This window comes from Sorangium sp. So ce394 (genome assembly GCF_051474665.1).
GTDB lineage: Bacteria > Myxococcota_A > Polyangia > Polyangiales > Polyangiaceae > Sorangium > Sorangium cellulosum_D.
Genome location: NZ_CP150339.1, coordinates 6,440,074 through 6,462,500, shown reverse-complemented (window position 1 = coordinate 6,462,500; position 22,427 = coordinate 6,440,074). Strand labels below are relative to the sequence as shown.

Here is a 22,427-nt window from a genome sequence, read left to right as displayed (position 1 = left end):
TAGCCATGTACGGAACGGATAACCGCTGAAAGCATCTAAGCGGGAAGCCGGCCTCAAGACTAGGTGTCCCGGGCCGCAAGGCCCCTAAAGACCCCTCGTAGACCACGAGGTTGATAGGCCGGGTGTGGAAGCCGAGCAATCGGCGGAGCTAACCGGTACTAATAGGTCGTGCGGCTTGACCATACTTCTAAGGCAAACATCGAAGCATCGCGCCCGGAGTTCGGGTGACGAGCAGCGTGACACAGCTGGCCCTGCGTAAAAGAGTAGAGCGCCGCGAGAGCGGGCTCCGCGGGGTTCCGATTGGACGCACCCACAAGTTTCCGGTGGTGATATCGAGAAGGTCACACCCGATCCCATACCGAACTCGGAAGTTAAGCTTCTTGGAGCCGATGGTACTGCCAGGGCAACCTGGTGGGAGAGTAGGACGCCGCCGGGATTTTTTTTGAGCCTGCGTGCCGGCTTTGTCGCACGCAGGCCTTTTCTGCCACGGGTCTACAGCGCGAGCTGGACCCGGGGCAAGCAGCGAGCGCGCCGAGCCCGGAACTCGGGCCGCGAGCAGCGCAACAAGAATGGCCCGGATTGGAGCACCGCGAAGAGCGGGCTCCGCCGAGCGTCCCCCCCACGGGGAGGACGTGCCACAAGTTTCCGGTGGTGATATCGAGAAGGTCACACCCGATCCCATACCGAACTCGGAAGTTAAGCTTCTTGGAGCCGATGGTACTGCCAGGGCAACCTGGTGGGAGAGTAGGACGCCGCCGGGGTTTCTTTGAACCTGCGCATGGTGCAAACCGTGCGCAGGTTTTTTTTTGTGCTTTGAAACCTGGCCCAGGCGCGGCCCGTCCTCCGCGCCGCCCGTCTCCCGCGCGGCCCGGTCCGCGCCGTCCAGGGGCCCCGGCGTCCATCGAAACGGCCCCGGGGGTCGTCTGCACCCCACCCACACCTCCAGGCGCTGAGCGCCGGCGGGTGGGGCCACACGGCGGGGGCGGGCGGGCGCGCTGAGCACCGACCGAGGTGCCATAAGGTTCCAGGGGGCTCGAGGTCTCAGGCGCGCCTTGTGTGGCGCGCGACGTGACGTCTCAGGGGGCATGGCCCGAAGGGAGACATGCCGGGTGGTGTTCCCTGCGTAAGCTCCCGCGCCACGGTCTTGGCGGATGGCCAGCGCCCGCCCGCCCCCGCCGTGTGGTCCCACCCGCCGGCCCGTGCCGCTCGGAAGCACCTCTCTTCCTTCCCGGCAGGATGGCCGCCTTCGAGGCAATGCGCCCGTGGCCTTCCGCCTCGCTGACCGGGCCTGAACGAGCGGTTGCGCCAGGTCCCCCCGTGAGGGATGGCTTCTTGCATCGCCCGCAGCCGCCCGCTCAACAAGGGGCCGCATGAAGTCAGGCGCGACGATGCGCCGCGCCCAGCTGTCAGCTGGCTTCATGCGCCGCGCAACGCCGCCGATGGCCAAGAAACGCTCCTCCACGCCCGATCCGCTCGCCCGCTTCCACCCCGCCACCCAGGCGTGGTTCCGCGGAGCGTTCTCCGCGCCCACCCCCGCCCAGGCCCTGGGCTTCCCTCCCATCCTCGACGGCGCCTCCACCCTGCTGCTCGCCCCGACCGGCTCCGGCAAGACGCTCGCCGCCTTCCTCGCCGCCATCGACCGGCTCATGGCCTCGCCCGAGCCGGATGCCGCCGAGCGCTGCCGCGTCGTCTACGTCTCGCCCCTCAAGGCGCTCGCCATCGACGTCGAACGCAACCTGCGCGCGCCGCTCGCCGGCATCGCCGCCGCGGCCGAGCGCCTCGGCCTGCCGTACCGGGTCCCCCAGGTCGGCGTGCGCTCCGGCGACACCGCGCCCGAGGACCGCGCTCGGCTCGCCAAGAAGCCGCCGGACATCCTCATCACCACCCCGGAGTCGCTCTACCTCCTCCTCACCGCCAACGCGCGCGACCGGCTGCGCGCCGTCGAGACCGTCATCATCGACGAGATCCACGCGCTCGTCGCGACGAAGCGCGGCGCGCACCTGGCCCTGTCCCTCGAGCGGCTCGAGGCGCTCCGATCGGCGCCCGCGTCCATGCAGCGCATCGGGCTGTCCGCCACCCAGCGGCCGCTCGACGAGGTAGCGCGGCTGCTCGGCGGCGGCGAGATCGAGGGCGCGGGCGCCCGCTTCGCGCCGCGGCCGGTGACCATCGTCGACGCGAGCGCCCCCAAGGCGCTGGAGCTCCGCATCGAGGTGCCCGTCGAGGACATGACCAAGCTCGCCGAGGCCGCGCGCGCCGGCGAGGGCCCGCTCAAGGGGCCGGCCGAGCCGGCGCAGCGCTCGATCTGGCCGAGCATCCACCCGCGCCTCGTCGAGCTCGTCCGCGCCCACCGCACCACGATGATCTTCGTGAACAGCCGGCGCCTCGCCGAGCGCCTCGCCGCGGCCCTCAACGACACCGCGGGCGCCGAGATCGCGCTCGCCCACCACGGATCGATCGCCCGCGAGCAGCGCCAGCAGATCGAGGAGCGGCTCAAGGCCGGCCTCCTGCCGTGCATCGTCGCGACCTCGTCGCTCGAGCTCGGCCTCGACCTCGGCGCCGTCGACCTCGTCATCCAGCTCGAGGCGCCGCCCTCGGTCGCCGCCGGGCTCCAGCGCGTCGGCCGCGCCGGGCACGAGGTCGGCGGCACGTCGCGCGGCGTCGTCTTCCCCAAGCACCGCGGCGACCTGCTCGCGTGCGCCGCGGCCGCGTCCCGCATGCGCGAAGGCAAGGTCGAGGCGACCCTCTACCCGAGGAACCCGCTCGACGTCCTCGCCCAGCAGATCGTCGCCATCGCCTCGATGGACACCCTCCACGTCGACGCGCTCTTCGCGCTCGTGCGCAAGGCCGCGCCCTTCGCCGACCTGCCCCGCGCGAGCTTCGAGGGCGTGCTCGACATGCTCTCCGGCCGCTACCCGTCCGACGAGTTCGCCGAGCTGCGGCCCCGCATCGTCTGGGACCGCGTGGGCGGCGCCGTGCGCGCCCGCAAGGGCGCGAAGCGCCTCGCCGTCGTCAACGCCGGCACCATCCCCGACCGCGGCCTCTACGGCGTCTTCCTCGATTCCGGCGGCGACGCGGCGCGGCCCGGCCGGCGCGTCGGCGAGCTCGACGAGGAGATGGTCTTCGAGGCTCGCGAGGGCGAGGTCTTCCTCCTCGGCGCCTCCTCGTGGCGCATCACCGACATCACCCACGACCGCGTCCTCGTCGTCCCCGCGCCGGGCGAGCCGGGCAAGATGCCGTTCTGGCGCGGCGACCAGGCCGGGCGCAACGCGGAGCTCGGCGCCTCCATCGGCGCCCTCGCGCGCCGCCTCGCCTCGCTGCCCGACGGCGACGCCGAGCGCGCGCTCGAAGGCGAGCACGGCCTCGACGAGCGCGCGGCGCGGAACCTCGTCCGGTACGTGCGGGACCAGGCCGCGGCCACGGGCGAGGTCCCGAGCGACCGCGCCATCGTCCTCGAGCGCTTCGTCGACGAGGTCGGCGACTACCGCATCTGCCTCCTCTCGCCGTTCGGCGGCCGCGTGCACGCCCCGCTGTCGACCTGCATCGCCGAGAAATGCCGCCTCGAGCTCGGCCTCGCCGTCGACACCGTATGGACCGACGACGGCGTCGTCCTCCGGCTGCCCGAGTCCGAGTCGCCCCCCGACGCGAAGCAGCTCCTGCCGCAGGCCGACGAGGTCGAGGACCTGCTCGTCCGCGGCCTCGGCGACACCGCCCTCTTCGCCTCGCGCTTCCGCGAGTGCGCCGGCAGGGCGCTGCTCCTGCCGCGCAAGTTCCCCGGCAAGCGCTCGCCGCTCTGGGCCCAGCGCAAGCGCGCCGCGGACCTGCTCGCCGTCGCGTCGCGCTACGGCTCGTTCCCGATCCTGCTCGAGACCTACCGGGAGTGCCTGCGCGACGTCTTCGACCTCACGGCGCTCGAGGACCTCCTGCGCCAGATCGCCGCGCGCAAGGTCCGCGTCCTCACGGTCGACGTCCGCGCGCCCTCGCCGTTCGCGGCCACGCTGCTCTTCGCCTACGCCGGCAACTTCATCTACGAGGGCGACCTGCCGCTCGCCGAGCGGCGCGCGCAGGTGCTCGCCATCGACCACGCCCGCCTGCGCGAGCTGCTCGGCGAGGCCGAGCTGCGCGAGCTGTTCGACGCGGACGCCGTGCTGGCCCTCGAGGCGTCGCTGCAGCGCCTCGACGGCCGCGCGCCGCTCAAGCACGAGGACCAGGCGCACGATCTCCTGCTCTCGCTCGGCGACCTCACGCGAGACGAGATCGCCCGGCGCGCGGCGGGCCCCGACGAGCCGCCCGAGGCGGCCGGCGAGCGCGCCGCCGCCTGGATCGACGAGCTCCTCCGCGACCGGCGCGCCATCGAGGTCCAGCTCGGCGGCGAGCGCCGCATCGCCGCCGCCGAGGACGCGGGCCGGCTGCGCGACGCGCTCGGCGTGGTGCCGCCGCCGGGCCTCCCGATCGCGTTCCTCGAGCCGGCCGCCGACCCGCTCGGCGAGCTCGTCGCCCGCTACGCGCGCACGCACGGCCCCTTCCGCGCCGACGACGTGGCCCGGCGCTTCGGCCTCGGGCCCGCGCCGGTCCTGGCCGCGCTCGCGCGGCTCGCGGACCGGGGCCGCGTGGTCGAGGGCGAGTTCCTCCCCGGCGGCCGCGGCCGGGAGTTCTGCGACGCCGAGGTGCTGCGCTCGCTGAAGCGCCGCTCGCTCGCGCGGCTGCGCGCCGAGGTCGAGCCGGTCCCGCCCGAGGCCTACGCGCGCTTCCTCGCCGACTGGCACAACCTGCACCGCCGCCGCCGTGGCCTCGACGGCCTGCTCGCGGCGCTCGAGCAGCTCCAGGGCGCGCCGCTCTCGGCCTCCGCCCTCGAGGCCGAGATCCTGCCCGCCCGCGTCGAGGGCTACCGCCCCGGCGATCTCGACGCGCTCTGCGCGGCCGGCGAGGTGCTCTGGCGCGGCGTCGAGCCGGTCGGCGACGGCGACGGCCGCGTCGCGCTCTACCTCGCCGAGGCGTATCCGTACCTCGCGGCGCCGCCCGGCCGCGCCGAGGGCCCGCTGGCCGAGGGCATCCGCGCCGCGCTCGCCCGCCGCGGCGCGCTCTTCTTCTCCGATCTCTCGCGCGAGACCGGCGCCTTCGGCGCCGATCTGCTCGCGGCGCTGTGGGATCTCGTGTGGGCCGGCGAGGTCACGAACGACACGCTCGCCCCGCTGCGCGCCCTCGGCCGCGAGTCGCGCTCGAGCGGCCGGCGCCGCGACCGCGACCGCCCCGCGCCGGGCCGCGGCCTCTCCGGCCTGCGGGCGCGCCGGATCGGCCCGCCGGGCAGCGAAGGTCGCTGGTCGCTGCTGTCGTTCCCCGGCGCCCCGACTGGCGCCGGCGCGCCTACCGGCGCCCCCGGTGCGCCGGCAGGCCCGCCCGGCGCGCCCGCTGCCCCCGGCGAGACCGAGCGCCGCGCGGCGCTCGCCCGCGCGCTGCTCGAGCGCCACGGCGTGCTCACGCGTGAGGCGGCGGCGGTCGAGGGGCTCGCGGGCGGCTTCTCGGCCGTGTACGACGTGCTGCGCGCGATGGAGGAGGCCGGTCAGGCGCGGCGCGGCTACTTCGTCGCCGGGCTCGGCGCCGCGCAGTTCGCGGTGCCCGGGGCCGACGATCGGCTCCGGGCCTGCCGCGAGCCGTCCGACGATCCGCGCACGCTCGTCCTCGCGGCCACGGATCCGGCGAGCCCCTGGGGCGCCGCCGTCCGCTGGCCCGAGTTCGCCGCGCGCGAAGGCGGCGCGCCCGACGGCGCGGTCCGCGGCCCGGTCCGCCCGCAGCGGGCCGCCGGCGCCCTCGTGATCCTCCACGACGGCCGGCTGCTCGCGTGGATGGGCCGCACCGAGCGGAGCCTCACCACGTTCCTGCCCGAGGCCGAGCCGGAGCGCGGCGCGGCGATCCACGCCATCGCGTCGGCGCTCGCGGGGCTCGTCGCGGAGGGGCGGCGGCGCGCGGTGCTCGTGGCCACGATCGACGGCGAGCCGGCGCACAGCTCCCCGCTTTCGCGCGCGCTGGCCGAGGTGGGCTTCACCTCCGGGTCGCACGGCTACCTCAAGCGCGCGCCCACGGCCGAGCGAGGGCCGTGGCGGCCGCGGCATGCGCCCTCGAACGCGCCCGACTGGGCCCGCCGCGCGGCGGCGGCGGGGCTCGACGCGCCCGAGGACGAGGTCGACGGCTTCAAGCCGCCGCCCGGGCTGCGCTCGTGGCCGGCCGGGCCTCCGGCCGGCGGATGGCGCATGGCGTCCGCCAGCGCGGCCGAGGCCGGCGCGCGCGCGGCCGACGGCGGCGCGCTGGACGACGGCGACCTCGATCTCGACGACTTCGACGACGGTGCGGGGATGGACGACGGCCCCGAGTGACGGTCGCGCGCGTCGACCGCGCGCGCTGTCCGCCGGGCGTGATTGCCAAAAAGGACCGCCGAGCAACCGGGAAGGGACGGACCCTTCGTGGTTCCTCGGCGGCTCTTCGTGGTCCTTGCGGCGCTGGAGGGATCTCGAGCGGCGCGCTGGGACGGCTCAGCCCTGCTGCGGCTGCTCGTCGGCCTTCATCTGCTGGCTCGCGACGCGGTTCCTCCGGTTCCCGTTCCCCTGGCTGCGCGCCTCGGCGCCCTTGCGCCCGATCTCGGCCATGTGCTCGCGGTTCTGGCTGACGGCCTCGCCGCCCTTGCGGCCCGCTGCGCGCGCCTCCTCGGACGTGAACTCGTGCGCGGTGCCCTTCTCATGCGCCGCCTTGCCGCCCTGGCTCGCGATCAGGCGCTGTTGCTCCGCGTTCATCGCCGCGAAGCCACGCTTGGTCTCGGTGCTCTGTCCCATGATCACTCCTCGCATTGATTGCAACGTGAACGTCACTCGACGACCGTGACTACCTGCTGCGTAGCCACATCCCACCGGCGTTGCCGGCAACGCTGGACGTTGCTGCAACGCGGGTGCCATGCGCGAGCGCTCGGACGAAACCGACGAAGCGTCGAGGCCGGACAACCGGTGACCACCCGGGCAACACGCGCATCCACCGACGGGGCGATGCGGCAAACTGCCTCACTGTGCGTGCGGACGTGCGTAGGCGCCCCAACTGGCGCGGGCTCAGCCGCCGCGCCCCTCGAAATGACGCATCGCGCATTCTGATTTTCTCATTGCAATTCGCCGATGGTCTGTCTCGGCTCATCGGCACGAGCCGGCGAGTTGACCTATCACCCACATGAGATCTCCAGGGAGCTCCGTGCCCGCTTAGGGCATCTCCCGAGCACGGCGGCGATGAGAGCGAGAAATCCAGCGTGTTCGAGCGCCCCACCGGCGCGCGCGCTTCCGTCGAATGGTTCTTGTGATACTGTTTATTTTTATCAATATGGTTCTGTCTCGCTCGGCCACGAAGGTCCTTGACACGTGTGTGTCGCGAGAGGGGGAGGCGACGCTGGTGCGTCGCGTCTTGACATCGCGAGGCCGCTGCCGCTTTTGTTGCGCTGCATCATCGTTTCGGCGCCTGCGGCCCGTGGAGGGTCGTCGCGGGCAGCCGGGGTGGCGTGCAGGAGATCCTCACGATGGCGCTTTCGATCCCGGGGGCTCGGCTCGACGACGGCCGGCTCATCTCACCGATGACGACATCCTCGCCCCGCCGCGCGCGCGGCCGTGCTCCGGGCGCTGTGCGCGGCGCGGGCCTCCTCGCGCTGCCCCTCTCGCTCCTCGCCGGGTGCGGCGGGTCCACCGGCGCGGCGCCCGCGGAGGCGCCTGCGCCGGGCCCCGAGCCCGCGGCGCAGGCGCCTTTCGATCTCGAGAAGGCGCTCGCCCGCGAGGCCGGCGACCTCCCTGTCCGCGAGGTCCGCGCCGCGGACTGGTCGGCGCGCGCGTTCGGGGCAGGGGAGCCGAAGATCGAGCCGAAGGAGAAGCTCGTCGCCATCACCATCCCCCTCGGCACGGACAGCGCCGTCGAGTGCTTCGTCTACAACACGATGCTCGACTCGGGAGAGGTGATAAGGAACTTCATCGAGCTTCTCGATCCCGCCAAGGTGGAGGTCTCCCGCGTCGTGCCCTGGGAGGTCAGCGTGCACCGGGAGAGCCCCGCGGTGTTCGTGCAGGCCCTCTATCTCGCCCCCACCGCCGCCGGGAAGGCGGCCGGCCTGCTCAAGATCGCGCTGCACGCGGACCGGGCGCACCCCATCGCCTGCCTGCACGACGAGGTCGGGTATGTCCGCACGTTCGAGCGGCTCGCCAAGGGGATCTTCGACTCGTTCGACGCGAAGAGCGCTGCGCCGAAATCCGAGTACACGGACACGTTGATCCTGCGCATCGACAAGGCCCCTATCGGCTTCGAGACCAGCGATCTGTTCGAGGACGAGGGCGGCCAGCGCCGATGGCTCTCGCGCTCGGCCACCCTCCTGCCGCGAGACCCGAAGTCCCTGGAGATCGAGGACGATGCCTCGAACGTGCTCATCGACGCCCAGGGCCGGATCAAGGGAGGCGTCTGGATCGAATCGTCGGCGGGCAAGGTGAACCACCGGATCGAGCTGTCGCAGAAGGCGAACCATCAATACGAGTACTCGGGAGAGGTCGAGGGCAAGAAGGTCCAGGGGACGTTCACCCCCTCGGCCAAGGCGTGGCTCGCCTCGCCGGTCGCCACCGCCTCCGAGCTCTCCCGGCTCCTCAAGAAGAAGGGATCGTTCGACTTCAAGCAGCAGGAGTATGCGCCCTCCGTCGATCCGACCAAGCCCGTCGACGTCCAGTACGCCCGCGACGCGTCGGGCTCGGTCACGGTCTCGCTCGGGCCCATGCGCCTCGTGGGCAGCCTCGCGCCGGACGGCCGTCCGGAGGCGTTCGAGCTCTCGTCCGGTCCCCCCAGGCTGACGCTCCAGCGCGCCTACACGCGGGGCAAGCTGTAACCGTCCTCCGCGGCGCCGCGGCGGCCCGCCGCCGCCGCGGCTCGCTGGCCCGCTCGACGAGCGCGGTCGCCCGCGCGTGCGTCGAGCGCGTCCTTCCTGCGAGGCCCGCGGATGGCGGCCCGCTGAACACATCGTGGCCTGGTGTTCCCTGAGGGCACGTACGTGGGTATCGGGCGCAGGATGAGCAGAGTCCGGAGGGCCCGTCCTCCAACGGGCGAGCGGCATTTCAGCATCAAAAATCGTCACCGAAAATTGGGCACTCCATGGGGACGCTTCTTAGGGTGCTCTCATGGACAAGAAAATTTTAGCCGCAACTCTCCTGCAGGCGCTTGCCGTTGCCCAGCGCGAAGGACGCGTTGAGACCCTCGAGACGCTCGTCGAGAAGCTGCGCGTTCGCCGCCGGGACATCCGCGGCACGCTGACGGTCCTCCATCGCCAGGGCATGGTCGACGTGCTCCGCATGCGGCTCACGCTCTCGGGGTTCGCCATCGGCTCGGCGCTGATAGGAAAGACGCTGCCGGCGCTCAGGGCCGCTCCGCGGGCCGCCACCGCGGCGGCGTAGCCGTGGCCCAGGTGGCCGCCGCGGCGCGTCGCGCGGGCGTCCGGCGCTCGCCGGGAGCTCGCCCTCGATGGGGGCTACGCCTCGACGAGGCCCGATCGCACCGCGAGGCGGGTCAGGTCGGCCACGCTGTGCGTCGCCACCTTCGCGCAGAGGCGCGCCCGGTGGGTCTCGACCGTCTTCACGCTGATCGAGAGCTGCGCGGCGACCTCCTTGGCCGAGCGGCCCATCGCGAGCAGGCGGAGCACCTGCCGTTCGCGGTCGCTCAGCGCGGCCACCATGTCTCCCTGGGCGGCGGCGTCGCGGCGCTGGAGCGCGCGCACCATCGCCGCGCTCACGTCGGGCGACACGACCGTGCGCCCTCGGGCCACGGTGCGCAGCGCCTCCGTGAGATCGGCGAGCCGGCTCTGCTTGGACAGGTACCCGTCCGCGCCGGCCCGCATGGCCTCGGCCACCCGGAACTCGTCCCGGTGCATCGAGAGCACGATGACGCGGAGCTCCGCGATGTTCTTGAGCTCCCGGATGAGCTCGACGCCGCTGCGGTCGGCGAGGCCGAGCTCGACGATCGCCACCTGACAGCGGCGGCTCTGCTGCGCCCGGAGCGCCTCCTGCCCGCTTCCGGCTTGAACGACCTCGCTCACCCCTGGCTGCGATGCGAGCGCGTGCGCGAGCGCCTCCCGAACGACGTTCTGGTCATCGACGAGCAGGATATTCATGTCGAATCCCCCCTTGCCAAAGGGCCTTGTAACAGAATGCTTTGTGCTCCATGAACCTGTTTTCTACGTAAGGGAGCGCCTGGAGAGCGCGATGTCATGTCTGAGAGCCGCGCGCGGCTCCTCGCGCAATCGCCTTGGACGAGCGAGGAGGTCAATCGGGCGCGGCGGTCGATGTCGCCTGGAACGTCGTCGATCGGGCGTGGGCGCACCGGCCCTCGCAACCTCGTCCGGGAGCGCGGCGTCGCGCGAGCCCCGGGCGGCCCTGTCGGCCGCGGCGCCGGCTGCTCCGGTCGAGTCATGGCGGTGCGGCCCTGGGTCGATGCCTCTCCCTCGCCCGTTATGTTTGCGGTAGATAGGCGGCCCCATGCCTGGTCTGCGCGGCGCGCTCCTCTCCCGTTTACGACCTGACTCGGCCTTCTGGCGTCGCGCCCTCACCGCGGGCGTCACGCGCGGGCCGGAGCCCTGGGTGCGCCACAGCCCTCCGGTCTTCGGGGTGCTCTTCGCGGCCGCGCTCCCCGAGCTGCGCCGCCGCGTCGAGGAGAACCTGCGCCGGGTGCGCGGGCCGAGGTCGCGCGTCGCCGACGTGCTCGACAGCGCCGCGGTGTTCGCCACCTACGGCAGCTGCATCACCGAGGCGCTGCTGCTCGCGAGCGGCCGCGGTTACACGGTCGAGCGGCGTTCCCGGGGTGTCGAGCATTACCACGCGTGTGCTGCGGCTGGCCGGGGTGTCCTCATCGTCACGGCGCACACGGGTGGCTGGGACATCGCCGGCCAGATCCTGGGCGTGGTGCACCCTGGGGGTGTCATGCTGGCGATGCAGCGCGAACGGGACGCCGAGGCGCGCGCCATCCAGGACGCGGCGCGGCAGCGCGATGGCGTCCAGGTGGTGCACATCGGCGACGGGCCGCTGGACGCGTTGCCGCTGCTCAAGCACCTGCAGCGCGGCGGCGTCGTCGCGATGCAGCTCGATCGCGTGCCGCCCGGGATGCGCAGCCGGGAGGTCACCTTCCTCGGCGCCCGCTGGCGCGCGCCGGAGGGGCCGATCGCGCTGGCCGCGCTGAGCGGCGCGCCGATCCTGCCGGTGTTCACGCATCGCCTGGGGTTCCTCGAGTACGAGGCGGTCGTGGCGCCGCCGATCTGGCTCCCCCGCCGTCCGACCGAGGAGGAGCGGGACCGCGCGGCGGCCGAGATGATGGCCGCGATGGAGCGCTTCGTCCGGGCCCACCCCACGCAGTGGTTCCACTTCACCGGCGAAGGCCCCGTCGCCCCGGCGGAGAGCGGCTCTCCGCGTGATGGGGGGTGAAGCCCCCGAGGCGCGGTGTGCAAAGCGAGGTGTCGAGCCCCGTCCCCGCTCATCCGTCTCAGCGTCGATGATCCCTTTCAATCATCGTAAAAGCCACGCTGGCACGCCTAGAACGCAGATCACGTTGAAGTCCTGCTAAAATCGGCTCATGGAAAGAGGACCGCAGGGGCGCAAGGGGCGCAAGGGGCGCAAGGGGAAGAGAAGAATATAATCCCATCTCTGTTCCCTTGCGCCCCTTGCGCCCTTGCGGTCTCTCTTGCGGCCGGGCAGCTCTGCAAGACCTCCCCGCCGCGCCGCGCGACAGGAGACCCCTAGAGCGGCCCCTCGGTCAGCCCGTGGACGAACTGCCGCACGCGCGGATCGTCGCTCGCCTTCGCCTCCTCGGTGGTGCCGTCGAAGATGAGCCTCCCGCGGTACAGCATCCCCACCCGGTCCGTGACCGTGAGCAGCCGATCGAGGTCGCTCGAGACCATCACCACGGTCGCGTTCATCGCCCGCTGCTCCGCGCGCAGCAGATCGAAGATCCGCTGCGACGTCACCGGATCCAGCCCCGCCGCCGGCTCGTCGTAGAGGACGATCTCCCCCCGCGCGATCGTCGCCCGGGCCACGCCGACGCGCTTCTTCTGGCCGCCCGACAGCCCCGCCGGCGTCCGCTCCTCGAACCCCGCGAGCGACACCACCCGGAGCCGCTCCGCGACGCGCTCTTCGATCTCCTCCTCGCTCAGGTCGTAGAGCCGGCGCAGCGGGAACGCGATGTTCTCCCCCACGGTCATGTAGTCGAACAGCGCGTTGTTCTGGAACAGCATCCCGAACTTGAGCCGGAACGTCTGCAGCTCCAGCTCGCTCAGCGCGTGCACGTCCTTGCCGTCGACGATCACGCGCCCCCGATCCGGCCGCAGGAGCCCGGTGATCATCTTGAGCAGCACGCTCTTGCCCGACGCGCCCGGGCCGATGAGGCCGTACAGGCAGCCGGCGGGCACGTCGAGGTCGACGCCCCGGAGGACGGGCATGCCCCCGAAGCTCTTCGTCAGCTGCTCGATCTGGATCATCGGTCGCGTGGACACGGCCGCCGCGGAGGGGGGCGTGCGCCCCCGCATCCTACCCCGGTTACTTCGAGGAGAACGTCGTCCGGGCCACATCGAGCCGCGGATGGGACGGGAACGACATCCCGCGGATCTGCCCGGCGATGCACGACGCGATGCCCGGGTTCGACGGGCTGGTCGTGATGGTGACGCCCACCGCGCGGCCGTTCTGCACGGCGGCGCAGACGTTCACCTCCATGGTCGACGGCACCCCGCACGCGTTCAGGTATGTGCCGCGGTTGAGCACGTTGCCGTAGGCGCCCGCCGTGAGATCGGCCGGACCGTTGTTGCCCAGCTTGTACTCCTCGACATAGCGCGCCTGCGCCGCCTCACAGCTCATGCCGCCGCCGAGCGTCGGGTAGCTGCCGCCGCCGCTCGGCCGCGCCCCGCCGCCGGCGCGCCCCGCCGCCTTCGCGCTGTCGAGGCCCGCGTCGACCTCGATCGCGACGCGGTCGGTCGCGCCCTGGACGGCGAGCTCCCGCTCCTTGTGGCTGCGCTCGCGGTACCACCAGCCCGCGCCCGCGGCGAGGATCACGCCCATCAGCGCCATCCCGAGCAGCGCCTTGTACTGCGTGCCCTGCTTCTCGGCCGTCACCACGGCGTCGAGCGCGCGCTTCTCCTGCACGATGTCCCGGTTCAGCTTCGCCTGCTCGGCGAACGGCGCGAACTCCTCCCAGTCCTGGATCGCGCGCTCGTCCCCGGAGAACGTGTCGCGCAGGACCTGGTCGCCCGTGAAGGAGCCGGACGCGATCTGCTGGAGCAGCTCCACGGACGAGAACGGCCCGTGGTCCATGCCGTCCTTGATGACGACGTACCGCGGCCGCGGATCGGACTCGAGCGCGGCCTTGAGATCCGCGAGCTTGCGCGTCGGATCGTCGCCGCGCAGGCGCGGCGGCTGGTGGACCGGGATCGCGACCGCGAACGGCCCGTCCCCGGTCACCGCCTGGATCTTCGGCAGGGACGGCGCGGACGGGACGCGCGGCTCCTCGGGGTGGCCGTTCGGCGGCATCATGGAGAGGTTGATGTCGACCTCGAAGTCGCCGTCGCCGTCGAGGTGCGACGTATCGGCGCTCGGCGGCTGCTCCGAGGCGGCCGGGGCGATCTGGTAGAGCGCCTGCGCGAGGGCGGCGAGGTCCGCCGGGCGGTGGCTCGGATCGGCCACGAGCGACTTGCCGAGCACGGTTTCCAGCGCGGGCGGCAGGTCGGGGACCACGTCGGCCGGGCGCCGCATCCCTGGGCCCACGCTGCTGTTCGTGAGCAGCTCGTAGAGGATGGCCCCGATCGCGAAGACGCTCGCGCGCGCGTCGCCTTCGCTGCCCTTGCGCTCCTCGGGCGCGAGGCACGCGCGGTCGCGCGGCAGGAGGGGCGCGGTGTGCGCGAGCTCCTCGATGAGCTGGAGCGCGCCGCCCGCGCCGTAGCCGAGGGACGAGGGGTGAACGAACATGGTCCGCCCCTGCGCGTGCAGCTCGTGGAGCTGCGTGCAGAGCGGTACGACGAGGCCGATGGCCTCGCGGACGTCGAAGCGGCGACCGGTCGCGCGGCGCGACTCCATCTCGGCGCGGAGCGTGCCGGGGGGGACGGACATCCCGACCGGCAAGGGGGTGAGGATGGACTGGACCTGAGCAGACATCGGGGAGCAACACTACGACAACACGCCGGCTCCGCTCAACGCCGCACCGCAACGTTGCAGTGTCGACGTGCAGAAGAGCCCGGCGCGCACGTGGGATGAGCAGTGAGAGCGTGCGCTTACGGCGTCAGCGTTCGAGTGTGCGGATTCGGCGCCGATCAGCGTCCTTGAGCGCGCGTTTGCATTCGTTGAGCGCGCGGCGGCGCCAGTCAGCGAGCCTTTGCGTCGAGCGGCGTGCGGGTGCGCTGGCCAGCGCGTGTTCGCGTCCGCCGGTCAGCGTCCGGCGGGGCCCGTCTGTGTCGCGGGGCGCTCGGCGGCCGGGGTGTCCGCGCCGATCGCCAGGACGTGGCCCGCGAAGAAGCGGAGCAGATCGGCCTCGCGCGATTTCGGCCAGCGCGCGTGGTTGATGGCGCCCTTCTTGGCGGAGCAGCGGTTCCTGAGCGCGCAGTGGGGCTCGTCCCTGCTGGCCTCGTCGAGGCGCAGGAACCCGGTCTGCGCGGAGGCCGCGTCGCGCGCGCGCAGCCACCTTTCGACCGACTCGCACGAGAACATGTCGTCGCAGGCGCGGTAGATCGCCATCGCGGGCGGCGGGGGCCCGGGGCACGCCCACTCGGCGGGCGGGGCGTCGCTGCCGAAGGTGGCGAACGCCGCGACGCGGTCCGCGCGCATCATGGCGTACGTCGCCGCCATGTGGCCACCGTAGGAGGCGCCGAGCGCGTAGATGCGCCGCCGGTCCACGAGCTTCTTCTCGAGCAGCTGGTCGACGAAGGCGTCGACGGTCGCGACGTCGACGTTGTCCTCGCCGGTGAACTCGACGTCGAACGGCGCGATCGGCGTGTACGTCTTCGTGCCGCGCTCGCGCTCGGCCTGGCTCGGCGTCTTGAAGGCGCGGCCCTGGGGGGCGAGCACGATGAAGCCCGTGTGGGCGGGGTCGCCCGTCAGGTTCCACGTGGCGCCGAGCTTGCGGAGGCCGGTCTCCTTGTCGACGCTCGTCGGGTTGTCGCCGTCGGCGTGGAAGAAGACGATGAGCGGCAGCGGCGCGCGCGTCTCCACGCCGCTCGGCGCGATCACGCAGGCGTAGCGGGGCGATCCCTCGGCGTCGCGCGTCTCCAGCACCTGGGCGCCGCGGCACGGCGGCCTGCCGAGGGTCTTGCGGAGCTCTCGCCCCGGGCGCCCCTGCTCGGCGACGCAGCTCCCTTCGCTGGGCGGCCTCGCCGCGGGCGGCTTCTGCGGCGTCGCGGCCGCGCTCGCCGGACCGGCGGCGCGGGCGCCGGCGTCCTGTCGCGCCGTCGGCAGCGGCTGCCCGCCGTCGGCCGCGGCTGCGCCGGCGTCCCGCTCGAAGACGCCGAGCAGGTCGCCGCCGTCGACGCTCGAGGAGGGCGTGGAGCACGCCGAGCACGCCGCCGCGAGCGACGCCGCGGCGCCGGCAAGCGCGGCGACGAGCGCGGCGCGGAGGCGCCGGAGGCCGGGAGGGGCGGGCGTCGAGGTGCGCCGGGCGCGGGGGCCAGGTCGAGGTCGAGGCACGGGCGCACTGTAGTACGCGGGTTGCGGAGCTCAGCCGGGATTTCTCGCCCCGCGGACATCAGCGAGCGCGTCGGCGATCGGGCCGACGTCGAGCGGCGGCGGGGCGGCGCTGGCGAGCGACCCGAGCACCCGCACCCGCCTGCGCTCCGTGGGCGGCTCGGCGGTCGCGGCGAGGGCGATCACCTCGGCCAGCCCAGGAGGGAAGTCCTCTGGAAGCGTGAAGGCGATACGGCGGTCTTCAGCGACGTTGGCGTCGAGCTTGTGAGCCTTCCTGGACATGCCCAGAGGATTGGCGTCTGGTAGGCATGCAGCAGGTGATCGGACGTGACGAATGTTGCGTCTCCTCACCGGGCTTGCGCCAGCAGCATTCGATCGAGCGAATCGCGATTGTGCAGTGGGAAGGCGGCCGAGATCGATACCTGGGCTCCAGGCGCCTCGATCGCATCGACGACCTCCCGTCGCGAGCGTCCAGGATCGGCGGCAAACCAGATCACGGCGTGCGTGTCGAGCAGCCACTTCAACGTTCGTCTCCCTCGAACGCGCGCCGGATGTCTTGAGGGAGCGGTGCATCGAAGTCGTCCTTGATCTCGAACTGCCCGCGCAAGCCGCCCGCGACCGGCGCGACACCGGCCGGCGGCTCCGCCTCGCCGAGCGCGATGAGCTCGACGCGCTGCCCACGGAGCGGCGAGAGGGCGGGCAGGGCGTGGACGATGGCATCGTCCACGACCACCTGGATCTTGAGCGCTTGCATTCACGTAAGATGCGGCAGCGGGGGTCGAACGTCCATGGGCCGGAGGCCGCCGGACGGAGCGGACGGTAGCGCCGAGGGGCCGTCGCCCGCCGGGCGGGGCCAGGGGTGGACGGACGAATGCGGGCGGAAGGGGTCGTCTGGCCAATCCTCCGGCACGATTGACGAGGTAGGGCGTAATGGCGCTGCCGTGCTGAGCTGGCCCCGGCGTGGCTCGACGGGTCGATCTGGGGTGCAAGCCAAGGTACGCTGGACACCCCAATGGCTGATCCCACCCGGGACATCCTCGCTGCCGCGCTGTCGCTTCCCGAAGGAGAGCGCCTCAGGATCGTGTCCGAGCTGCTCGCCAGCGTCCAGGAGCCGTACGACGATGCCTGGAAAGCTGCGTGGCTCGAGGAGCTGGAGCGCAGGGAGCAGGCGGTGCGCGACGGGGCAGCGGGGGGAACGCGTGGGCCGAGGTCCGGGCGCGGGTGCTCGCGCGACTGGGCGCTCGTTGACCTGGCCGATCGTCGTTGGTGTCGACGGCCAGGCCGAGATGGACGAGGCTGCCGTTTCCCTTCTGTCGTGTGCGCGCTCAGCGCGAAATGCCGTAGCGCTGCTGGATCTGGCGGATCTGGTCGGCCTCGGGAATGCCTAGAGGACCGATCAGGTTGATTTTGTGATAATTCCGGTCGGCTCGATGGAAGGCTCGACCGTCTCGCCCGGGCCATGATCTCGTCCGCGACCGGAGGTACACGGATGGAACGATGGTCGCCGCCGGTGGAGCTGTCGCGGCAGGAGCAGGCGCTGATGAAGCGGCTGACACGCGTGAGAGCACTGTTCGGCTTTCTCAGGCTGCACCGGCACGAGCTGTTCGATGAGACGTTCCAGGAGCAGTTGGAAGGCATGTACCGGACGACGGGGGCAGGAGAGTCACCGCATCCGCCGGCGCTGATGTGCATGGTGACGCTGCTCCAAGGCTACGTCGGCGCATCGGATGCCGAGGCGGTGGAGCTGACCGTCGTCGACCTGCGCTGGCAGATGGTGCTCGGCTGCCTGGGTGCGGCCACGCCCCCGTTCTCGCAGGGCGCGCTGCAGGCGTTCCGAGAGCGGATGGTCGCGCACGAGATGGACCGGGTGCTGCTGGAGCGGACCGTGGCGTTGGTTCGGTCCGGCGCGATGACGGAGGCCGAGAGGCGTGCGGTATCCAAAGCGCTGCGGGTGGCCATCGATAGCCGCCCTTTAGCGGGGGCCGGGCGGGTTGAAGACACGATCAACCTGCTCGGCCATGCTTCACGCAGCATCGTCCGCGTCGTGTCGAAGATCACCGAGCGTCCGGCCGAGGAGATCTGCCGCAAGGCGGGCATCCCGCTGCTTCCGGCTCGCAGCATCAAGGCCGGGCTCGATCTCGACTGGAGCGACCCGAAACAGAAGGCGGCGGCGATTCAGATCCTGGAGCGGCAGGTCTCGTCGTTGCAGCAGTGGGTCGACCGCCATCTGGACGACGTCGTCGAGCAGCCGCTTCGTACCTATCTGGATGCGGTCACACAGGTTCGAGACCAGGATTTGGAGACAGCCGAGGATGGGACCGTTCGCATCCGGCAAGGTGTTGCGCCTGACCGCCGTGTCTCCATTGAGGACGCCGAGATGCGCCACGGCCGCAAGAGCCGCTCGAAGCGGTTCGACGGCTACAAGGAGCACATAGCGCGCGACCTTGACCTTCCCGTCATTGTCGCCTGCGCGGTCACGCCTGCGAATCGGCCAGAAGAAGAGGGGGCCGCACCGATCGCCGAGGACGTCCAGCATCAGCGGCTGCGCCTGGTCGAGCTCCACATTGATCGCGCCTACGTAAACAGTCCCGTCGTTGACGACGTGATCCGCGCGGGCGGCCAGGTGTTCTCGAAGCCTTGGGGCCAGCGGGCGCGAAGCCCCGACTTGTTCAGCAAGCGCGACTTCAAGATCGACCTGCGCGCCAAGACAATCACGTGTCCAGCGGGACAGGTCGAGGTGTTCGAGCCGGGTGACACGGTCGAGTTCGATCCCGAGGAGTGTGGCGCGTGCCCTCTCCGAGCCAGGTGCACGCAAGCTGCCTCGGGGCGAGGACGGACTGTGTCCATCGCCGAGGACGAAGCTCTGCAGGGCAAGTTCCGGAAGTTGCAGCAGACCGGGCCAGGACGCGCCGTGCTCCGGCAGCGGACAGCTGTGGAGCATGCGCTTGCTCACATCGCGGCGCGCAAAGGACACAGCGCGCGCTACATCGGCGCCAGGAGAAACCTGTTCGACCTCCGGCGCGCCGCAGCGATCCAGAATCTCGAGGCGGCCCAGCGGCTGATCCAGGAGGCTGCGTAACTTATTGAAATCAGACGATTTTCAACATGTTCGGCGTTCTAGGAAAACGAGCCGTAGCCGCGCTCGGCGCGAGTTGGAATGTGGCAGGCGCCCCCTGGCGGCGTATCGACGTAAGTTGTCTTACTCGAAGGTGCCACCGGGAGGCGTTCGGCGCGAGTTGGAATGCGGCAGGCGCCCCCTGGCGGCGTATCGACATAAGTTGTCTTACTTGAAAGTGCCACCGGTAGGCGCTCGGCGCGAGTTGGAATGCGGCGAAGCGCCGCCGGGTGGCAATTCGAGTAAGATGCCTTACCCAAAGGTGCCACCGGTAGGCGCTCAGCGCGAGTTGGAATGCGGCGAAGCGCTGCCGGGTGGCGATTCGAGTAAGAAACCTTACTTCAAGGTGCCATCAGGTGGCGATTCCAGTAAGACGCCTTACTCCGCGTTGACGCCGAGCGGCGATCCTGACAGCTCGACGACGAGGCCCGCGCCCGCCTAGCCTCTCGGCGCTCTCGCACCACGCGTCCCGCAACCCGGGTGGGCCCTGGCGGCCTGCCCGGAGATCAGGCGAGCGGGCGCCGCCGTTGCGCTCGTCCTCCAGACCGGGATGCCGAAGATCCCCTCGACCTCACCCACGGCGGCCCACGGCGGGCTCACGGCCACCCGTCAGACCCATCCGCGCCCGCGACCCGCGTCGGCATCGTGCCCGCCGGGGACGAAATCGCGTCCGTGGACGTCGCCGGGTTGCGGGGGGGCGCTTCATGGCTAGGCTGGTCCGCGGTCCACCCATGACGCCCTTCGATATCCTCGTCGGCACCGCGATCGCGGCGCTCCTCGCTTTCCAGATCTACGTCACCGTGCGCGTCTTCCGAAGCCGCGTCTACGAGCCCAAGCAGAAGGTCTGGCAAGCGCAGCTCGTCTGGTTGCTGCCGATCATCGGCGCCGGCCTCGTCTTCTCGATCCTCCAGGAAGAGGACAAGGCCCACCGCGACGCCTCCTCGCACCTCCGGAGCTGACCCAGCGCCTCCGGCCGCGCCGGCGGTGACGCCAGCCGTCACGCGGAACACGCAGAACAACCGGCCGCGCTCCCTTCTCCGTCCTCCGCGCCCATCTGGCCACCTCGGCGCATCCCGATGGCCGGCTGCGGCATCGGCACGCGGGATCGGCACGCGGGATCGGCACAATCGAACAGCAAAATTCGGTTTCGCCCTTCGGTCCAGCGGCGCCGTGCGCTATGGCTCAGGGGAGCATGGCGGACGACGTCTTCGGCATCGTCGGGACCACGCAGGCGGGTAATTTCCACGTCGAGCAGGTGGTCGCGGAGGGGGGATTCGGCGTGGTGTACCGCGCGATCCATGGCGGCTTTCGCGCGCCGGTCGCCCTGAAATGCCTGAAGGTCTCGGAGGCGAAGACCCCGCGCGAGCGCCAGCTCTTCCTCGAAAAATTCCGCGAGGAAGCCCAGCTGCTCTTCCGGCTCTCCGCCTCCATCCCGGAGGTCGTCCGCCCGCTCCACGTCGACGTGCTGCACCTCAAGCGCGGGGAGTTCGTCCCCTTCCTCGCCCTCGAGTGGCTGGAGGGCGAGTCGCTCGACAAGGTCATCGATCGGCGCAGGCTCAAGGGGGAGCCGCCCATCCCGCTCCACCGGCTGATGAAGATGATGCGCCCCATCGCGCAGGCGATCTCGCGCGCGCACCGCTTCCCGAGCCCGAACGGCACGGTGTCGATCATCCACCGCGACCTCAAGCCCGAGAACATCTTCATCACGACCCAGGAGGGGACCGAGCGCCTCAAGATCCTCGACTACGGCATCGCCCAGGCGAAGACGCTGGCCGAGCAGGCCGTCGGCCGGGTCACGAACGGCGACCCGCTGAACGCCTTCTCGCCGGCGTACGGCGCGCCGGAGCAGTGGGCGCCGAAGCGGTTCGGGCAGACGGGAACCTGGACCGACGTCTGGGGTCTAGCGCTCACCATGGCGGAGGCGCTCGTCGGGCGGCAGGTGATCGATGGCGAGGCGCAAGCCATGATGGGCACGGCGCTCGACGTGAAGCGCCGGCCCACGCCCCGGACCGAGGGCGCGAACATCCCGCCGGAGGTCGACGCGGTGTTCGAGCGCGCGCTCGCCGTGAGCCCGCGCGACCGCACGAGGGACATCGAGACCTTCTGGACCGAGCTGGAGGCGGCCATGGGGCTCGCGCCCACCTTCGGGCGCGCCGCCGCGCTCGAGGACGCGTACTCCACCCCGCCGCCGCCCTCGTCGTCGATGCGCGCGGCGGCCCCGCAGGTCAAGCGCGCCGGGCACGTCTGGCTCGACACGCCCAGGGACACAGGGTCGCTCGAGATCGATCTCGACGTGGCCCCCGCCTCGATGCGCTCGCCCCGGGGCGGCCGCCGGGACGGGCCCGCGAGCAGCGTGCGCCCGGCGCCGCCCTCGGACTCGGCCGGGCTCGAGATGGATCTGCCCGAGGCGCCGCAGAGCGCGCGGGGCCGGGGGGTGGGCGCGCTCGCCGCCGACGTGGTGCCCGGGAGCGCGCGAGGCCGCGGCCTCTGGGACGAGCGCGCCGGCTTCGCGGAGGCGACGCCCGTGGGCGCGCTCCCGCGCGGCGGCGGGATGGAGAGCGCCCCGCCGGGCCTGCACGCGCGCGGCGGCGGGATGATGGAGAGCTCGCCGCCGCTGGAGGTGGCGCTCGGCGCGACGCCGCGCGCGACGTCGCTGGCGCCGGCCGCGGTGCGCCCGCTGTCGGACCTGCCGTCGATGAGGTACCGGCCGTCGGCGCGCCCGCCGGCTCCGGACGCGCGGCCGCGCCCGCCGGAGCCGAAGCCGATCGCCGCCGGGCCGAGCCTCCTCCAGCAGCTCGCGCTGCCCGTGGCCTGCATCGTGTTCGCCTGCGTGGTCACGGTCGCCGACCTCATCATGAAACGATCGGGCGAGGTGCTGAGCTTCGGCCCGGTGCGCTCGTTCTGGGTCGCCGGCGTGCTGCTCCTCTTCGGCGTCGGCCTGTTCTTCTGGCGCATGCTCGGAGACGCCGGCGATGCCTGACCAGGCCCACGGGAGCGCCGCGGAGCGGCGCGCCGAAGAGAGCGTGTCGGCCCGCTTCACGCGGATCATGAACGCGTCGACCTCGCGGTGGGGCGTGCTCACCGATCCGCCGCTCGTGGCGCTCGCCTCGGGCGCGCTCCTGCTCGCGTTCCTCGCGGCGCTCGGCCGCGACGCGGGCCCCTCGGTGGCGCGCGCGCTCGGCGCCCTCGCGCTCGCGCCGATCGCGGTCGCGCTCGCCGTCAGCGTGGCGCTGCGCGGCGCGCGGCGCGCGGTCGTCGCGTGGCTCGCGCGCCAGCCGTTCCCGGTGGAGAACCTCAACGCCGTGCTGAACGGCCTGGGCGAGGCGCTGGAGGTCACCTTCGCGGGCGCCGTCCCGGACGCCGCGGAGCTCAACGTCGAGCTCGACAAGGTGCACCCGGACGCGTTCGTGACCGGGGGCGTCGAGGACGCCCGCACGCTGGACATCCGCATCGGCGTCGTCGACTCGAAGCGCAACCCGGCCGCGACGAACCACCAGCGCTACGCGCGCGTCCGCGAGCTCGTCGAGCGCGTGCTCGTGCCGCTCGCGGAGCGCTACCCGATCCAGAGCGTCCGGGTGAAGTGAGCGCCCGCGCGCGGGCAGGCCGCGCGCGTCCGGCGCATGTCC

Annotated in this window: 17 protein-coding genes and 3 rRNA genes (1 of these 20 running past the window's edge); 12 read left to right on the top strand and 8 right to left on the bottom strand. The window is 72.1% G+C overall.

The features are described 5' to 3' along the window. The 4 genes from WMF33_RS23760 to WMF33_RS23745 all read left to right on the top strand — a co-directional run. Nucleotides 1–183 (top strand): 23S ribosomal RNA (locus WMF33_RS23760) (it extends 2,825 nt beyond the left edge of the window). Nucleotides 184–319: 136 nt separating this feature from the next. Next, nucleotides 320–436: ribosomal RNA gene (gene rrf / locus WMF33_RS23755) — 5S ribosomal RNA — on the top strand. Between the two features lie 208 nt (nucleotides 437–644). After that, nucleotides 645–761 (top strand): 5S ribosomal RNA (rrf, locus tag WMF33_RS23750). A 678-nt stretch (nucleotides 762–1,439) separates the two neighbouring features. Continuing rightward, on the top strand, nucleotides 1,440–6,368 hold the full coding sequence (locus WMF33_RS23745) for an Lhr family helicase (protein ID WP_437339252.1): 4,929 nt from the start codon (nucleotides 1,440–1,442) through the stop codon (nucleotides 6,366–6,368). A 156-nt stretch (nucleotides 6,369–6,524) separates the two neighbouring features. Here WMF33_RS23745 and WMF33_RS23740 read toward each other — a convergent pair whose 3' ends face one another. Beyond that, nucleotides 6,525–6,821: a KGG domain-containing protein gene (locus tag WMF33_RS23740; RefSeq protein WP_061622275.1), complete on the bottom strand. Its 297-nt coding sequence runs from the start codon at nucleotides 6,819–6,821 to the stop codon at nucleotides 6,525–6,527. A gap of 722 nt (nucleotides 6,822–7,543) precedes the next feature. Here WMF33_RS23740 and WMF33_RS23735 point away from each other — a divergent pair. Both WMF33_RS23735 and WMF33_RS23730 read left to right on the top strand, forming a co-directional pair. Beyond that, the gene (locus WMF33_RS23735; protein WP_437339251.1) at nucleotides 7,544–8,878 is read left to right on the top strand and encodes a hypothetical protein; all 1,335 of its coding nucleotides are present in this window, start codon (nucleotides 7,544–7,546) and stop codon (nucleotides 8,876–8,878) included. Nucleotides 8,879–9,167: 289 nt separating this feature from the next. Continuing rightward, a complete protein-coding gene (locus WMF33_RS23730) occupies nucleotides 9,168–9,440 on the top strand; it encodes a hypothetical protein (protein WP_061622273.1) in 273 nt (90 codons plus the stop codon). 74 nt (nucleotides 9,441–9,514) lie between these two features. Here WMF33_RS23730 and WMF33_RS23725 read toward each other — a convergent pair whose 3' ends face one another. Next, on the bottom strand, nucleotides 9,515–10,153 hold the full coding sequence (locus WMF33_RS23725) for a response regulator (protein WP_061622272.1): 639 nt from the start codon (nucleotides 10,151–10,153) through the stop codon (nucleotides 9,515–9,517). Nucleotides 10,154–10,517: 364 nt separating this feature from the next. Here WMF33_RS23725 and WMF33_RS23720 point away from each other — a divergent pair, with 364 nt between their 5' ends. Next, nucleotides 10,518–11,456, top strand: a complete 939-nt coding sequence (locus WMF33_RS23720; RefSeq protein WP_437339250.1) for an LpxL/LpxP family acyltransferase — start codon at nucleotides 10,518–10,520, stop codon at nucleotides 11,454–11,456. Between the two features lie 311 nt (nucleotides 11,457–11,767). On the opposite strand, the gene WMF33_RS23715 is transcribed toward WMF33_RS23720, so the two are convergent. The 6 genes from WMF33_RS23715 to WMF33_RS23690 all read right to left on the bottom strand — a co-directional run bounded on the left by WMF33_RS23715 (nucleotide 11,768) and on the right by WMF33_RS23690 (nucleotide 16,440). Then, nucleotides 11,768–12,520, bottom strand: coding sequence for an ABC transporter ATP-binding protein (locus WMF33_RS23715; protein WP_236644730.1), 753 nt, complete (start codon nucleotides 12,518–12,520; stop codon nucleotides 11,768–11,770). 43 nt (nucleotides 12,521–12,563) lie between these two features. Further along, the gene (locus WMF33_RS23710) at nucleotides 12,564–14,168 is read right to left on the bottom strand and encodes a hypothetical protein (RefSeq protein WP_437339249.1); all 1,605 of its coding nucleotides are present in this window, start codon (nucleotides 14,166–14,168) and stop codon (nucleotides 12,564–12,566) included. Between the two features lie 270 nt (nucleotides 14,169–14,438). Beyond that, nucleotides 14,439–15,689, bottom strand: coding sequence for an alpha/beta fold hydrolase (locus tag WMF33_RS23705; RefSeq protein WP_437339248.1), 1,251 nt, complete (start codon nucleotides 15,687–15,689; stop codon nucleotides 14,439–14,441). 30 nt (nucleotides 15,690–15,719) lie between these two features. Continuing rightward, nucleotides 15,720–15,968, bottom strand: coding sequence for a hypothetical protein (locus tag WMF33_RS23700; RefSeq protein WP_437339247.1), 249 nt, complete (start codon nucleotides 15,966–15,968; stop codon nucleotides 15,720–15,722). Nucleotides 15,969–16,033: 65 nt separating this feature from the next. Next, entirely contained in the window at nucleotides 16,034–16,210 is a 177-nt protein-coding gene (locus tag WMF33_RS23695) for a hypothetical protein (protein ID WP_437339246.1), read from the bottom strand. Continuing rightward, nucleotides 16,207–16,440 carry a hypothetical protein gene (locus tag WMF33_RS23690; protein WP_437339245.1) on the bottom strand — a complete coding sequence of 78 codons (234 nt, stop codon included), beginning with the start codon at nucleotides 16,438–16,440 and terminating at the stop codon, nucleotides 16,207–16,209. The genes WMF33_RS23695 and WMF33_RS23690 overlap by 4 nt, the downstream gene beginning before the upstream one ends. Before the next feature lie 258 nt (nucleotides 16,441–16,698). On the opposite strand from WMF33_RS23690, the gene WMF33_RS23685 reads away from it, so the two are divergent. From WMF33_RS23685 to WMF33_RS23665, 5 genes are all read left to right on the top strand, one after another. Further along, nucleotides 16,699–17,091, top strand: a complete 393-nt coding sequence (locus WMF33_RS23685; RefSeq protein ID WP_437339244.1) for an addiction module protein — start codon at nucleotides 16,699–16,701, stop codon at nucleotides 17,089–17,091. Between the two features lie 84 nt (nucleotides 17,092–17,175). Next, nucleotides 17,176–18,765 (top strand): IS1182 family transposase, encoded by a 1,590-nt coding sequence (locus WMF33_RS23680; RefSeq protein WP_437339243.1) that lies wholly within the window; start codon nucleotides 17,176–17,178, stop codon nucleotides 18,763–18,765. A gap of 767 nt (nucleotides 18,766–19,532) precedes the next feature. Next, nucleotides 19,533–19,760 carry a hypothetical protein gene (locus WMF33_RS23675; protein WP_020736672.1) on the top strand — a complete coding sequence of 76 codons (228 nt, stop codon included), beginning with the start codon at nucleotides 19,533–19,535 and terminating at the stop codon, nucleotides 19,758–19,760. 233 nt (nucleotides 19,761–19,993) lie between these two features. Next, nucleotides 19,994–21,781 carry a serine/threonine protein kinase gene (locus tag WMF33_RS23670; protein ID WP_437339242.1) on the top strand — a complete coding sequence of 596 codons (1,788 nt, stop codon included), beginning with the start codon at nucleotides 19,994–19,996 and terminating at the stop codon, nucleotides 21,779–21,781. Next, nucleotides 21,774–22,385: a hypothetical protein gene (locus WMF33_RS23665; RefSeq protein WP_437339241.1), complete on the top strand. Its 612-nt coding sequence runs from the start codon at nucleotides 21,774–21,776 to the stop codon at nucleotides 22,383–22,385. The genes WMF33_RS23670 and WMF33_RS23665 overlap by 8 nt, the downstream gene beginning before the upstream one ends. Nucleotides 22,386–22,427 lie beyond the last annotated feature (42 nt).

Bases quoted from the DNA above. Each gene is read 5' to 3' on its own strand.
- WMF33_RS23685 (WP_437339244.1), top strand. From the start codon at position 16,699: ATGGCTGATCCCACCCGGGACATCCTCGCTGCCGCGCTGTCGCTTCCC.
- WMF33_RS23670 (WP_437339242.1), top strand. From the start codon at position 19,994: ATGGCGGACGACGTCTTCGGCATCGTCGGGACCACGCAGGCGGGTAAT.
- WMF33_RS23730 (WP_061622273.1), top strand. From the start codon at position 9,168: ATGGACAAGAAAATTTTAGCCGCAACTCTCCTGCAGGCGCTTGCCGTT.
- WMF33_RS23720 (WP_437339250.1), top strand. From the start codon at position 10,518: ATGCCTGGTCTGCGCGGCGCGCTCCTCTCCCGTTTACGACCTGACTCG.
- WMF33_RS23680 (WP_437339243.1), top strand. From the start codon at position 17,176: ATGGAACGATGGTCGCCGCCGGTGGAGCTGTCGCGGCAGGAGCAGGCG.
- WMF33_RS23735 (WP_437339251.1), top strand. From the start codon at position 7,544: ATGGCGCTTTCGATCCCGGGGGCTCGGCTCGACGACGGCCGGCTCATC.
- WMF33_RS23740 (WP_061622275.1), bottom strand. From the start codon at position 6,821: ATGGGACAGAGCACCGAGACCAAGCGTGGCTTCGCGGCGATGAACGCG.
- WMF33_RS23665 (WP_437339241.1), top strand. From the start codon at position 21,774: ATGCCTGACCAGGCCCACGGGAGCGCCGCGGAGCGGCGCGCCGAAGAG.
- WMF33_RS23675 (WP_020736672.1), top strand. From the start codon at position 19,533: ATGACGCCCTTCGATATCCTCGTCGGCACCGCGATCGCGGCGCTCCTC.
- WMF33_RS23745 (WP_437339252.1), top strand. From the start codon at position 1,440: ATGGCCAAGAAACGCTCCTCCACGCCCGATCCGCTCGCCCGCTTCCAC.
- WMF33_RS23690 (WP_437339245.1), bottom strand. From the start codon at position 16,440: ATGCAAGCGCTCAAGATCCAGGTGGTCGTGGACGATGCCATCGTCCAC.
- WMF33_RS23710 (WP_437339249.1), bottom strand. From the start codon at position 14,168: ATGTCTGCTCAGGTCCAGTCCATCCTCACCCCCTTGCCGGTCGGGATG.
- WMF33_RS23725 (WP_061622272.1), bottom strand. From the start codon at position 10,153: ATGAATATCCTGCTCGTCGATGACCAGAACGTCGTTCGGGAGGCGCTC.
- WMF33_RS23700 (WP_437339247.1), bottom strand. From the start codon at position 15,968: ATGTCCAGGAAGGCTCACAAGCTCGACGCCAACGTCGCTGAAGACCGC.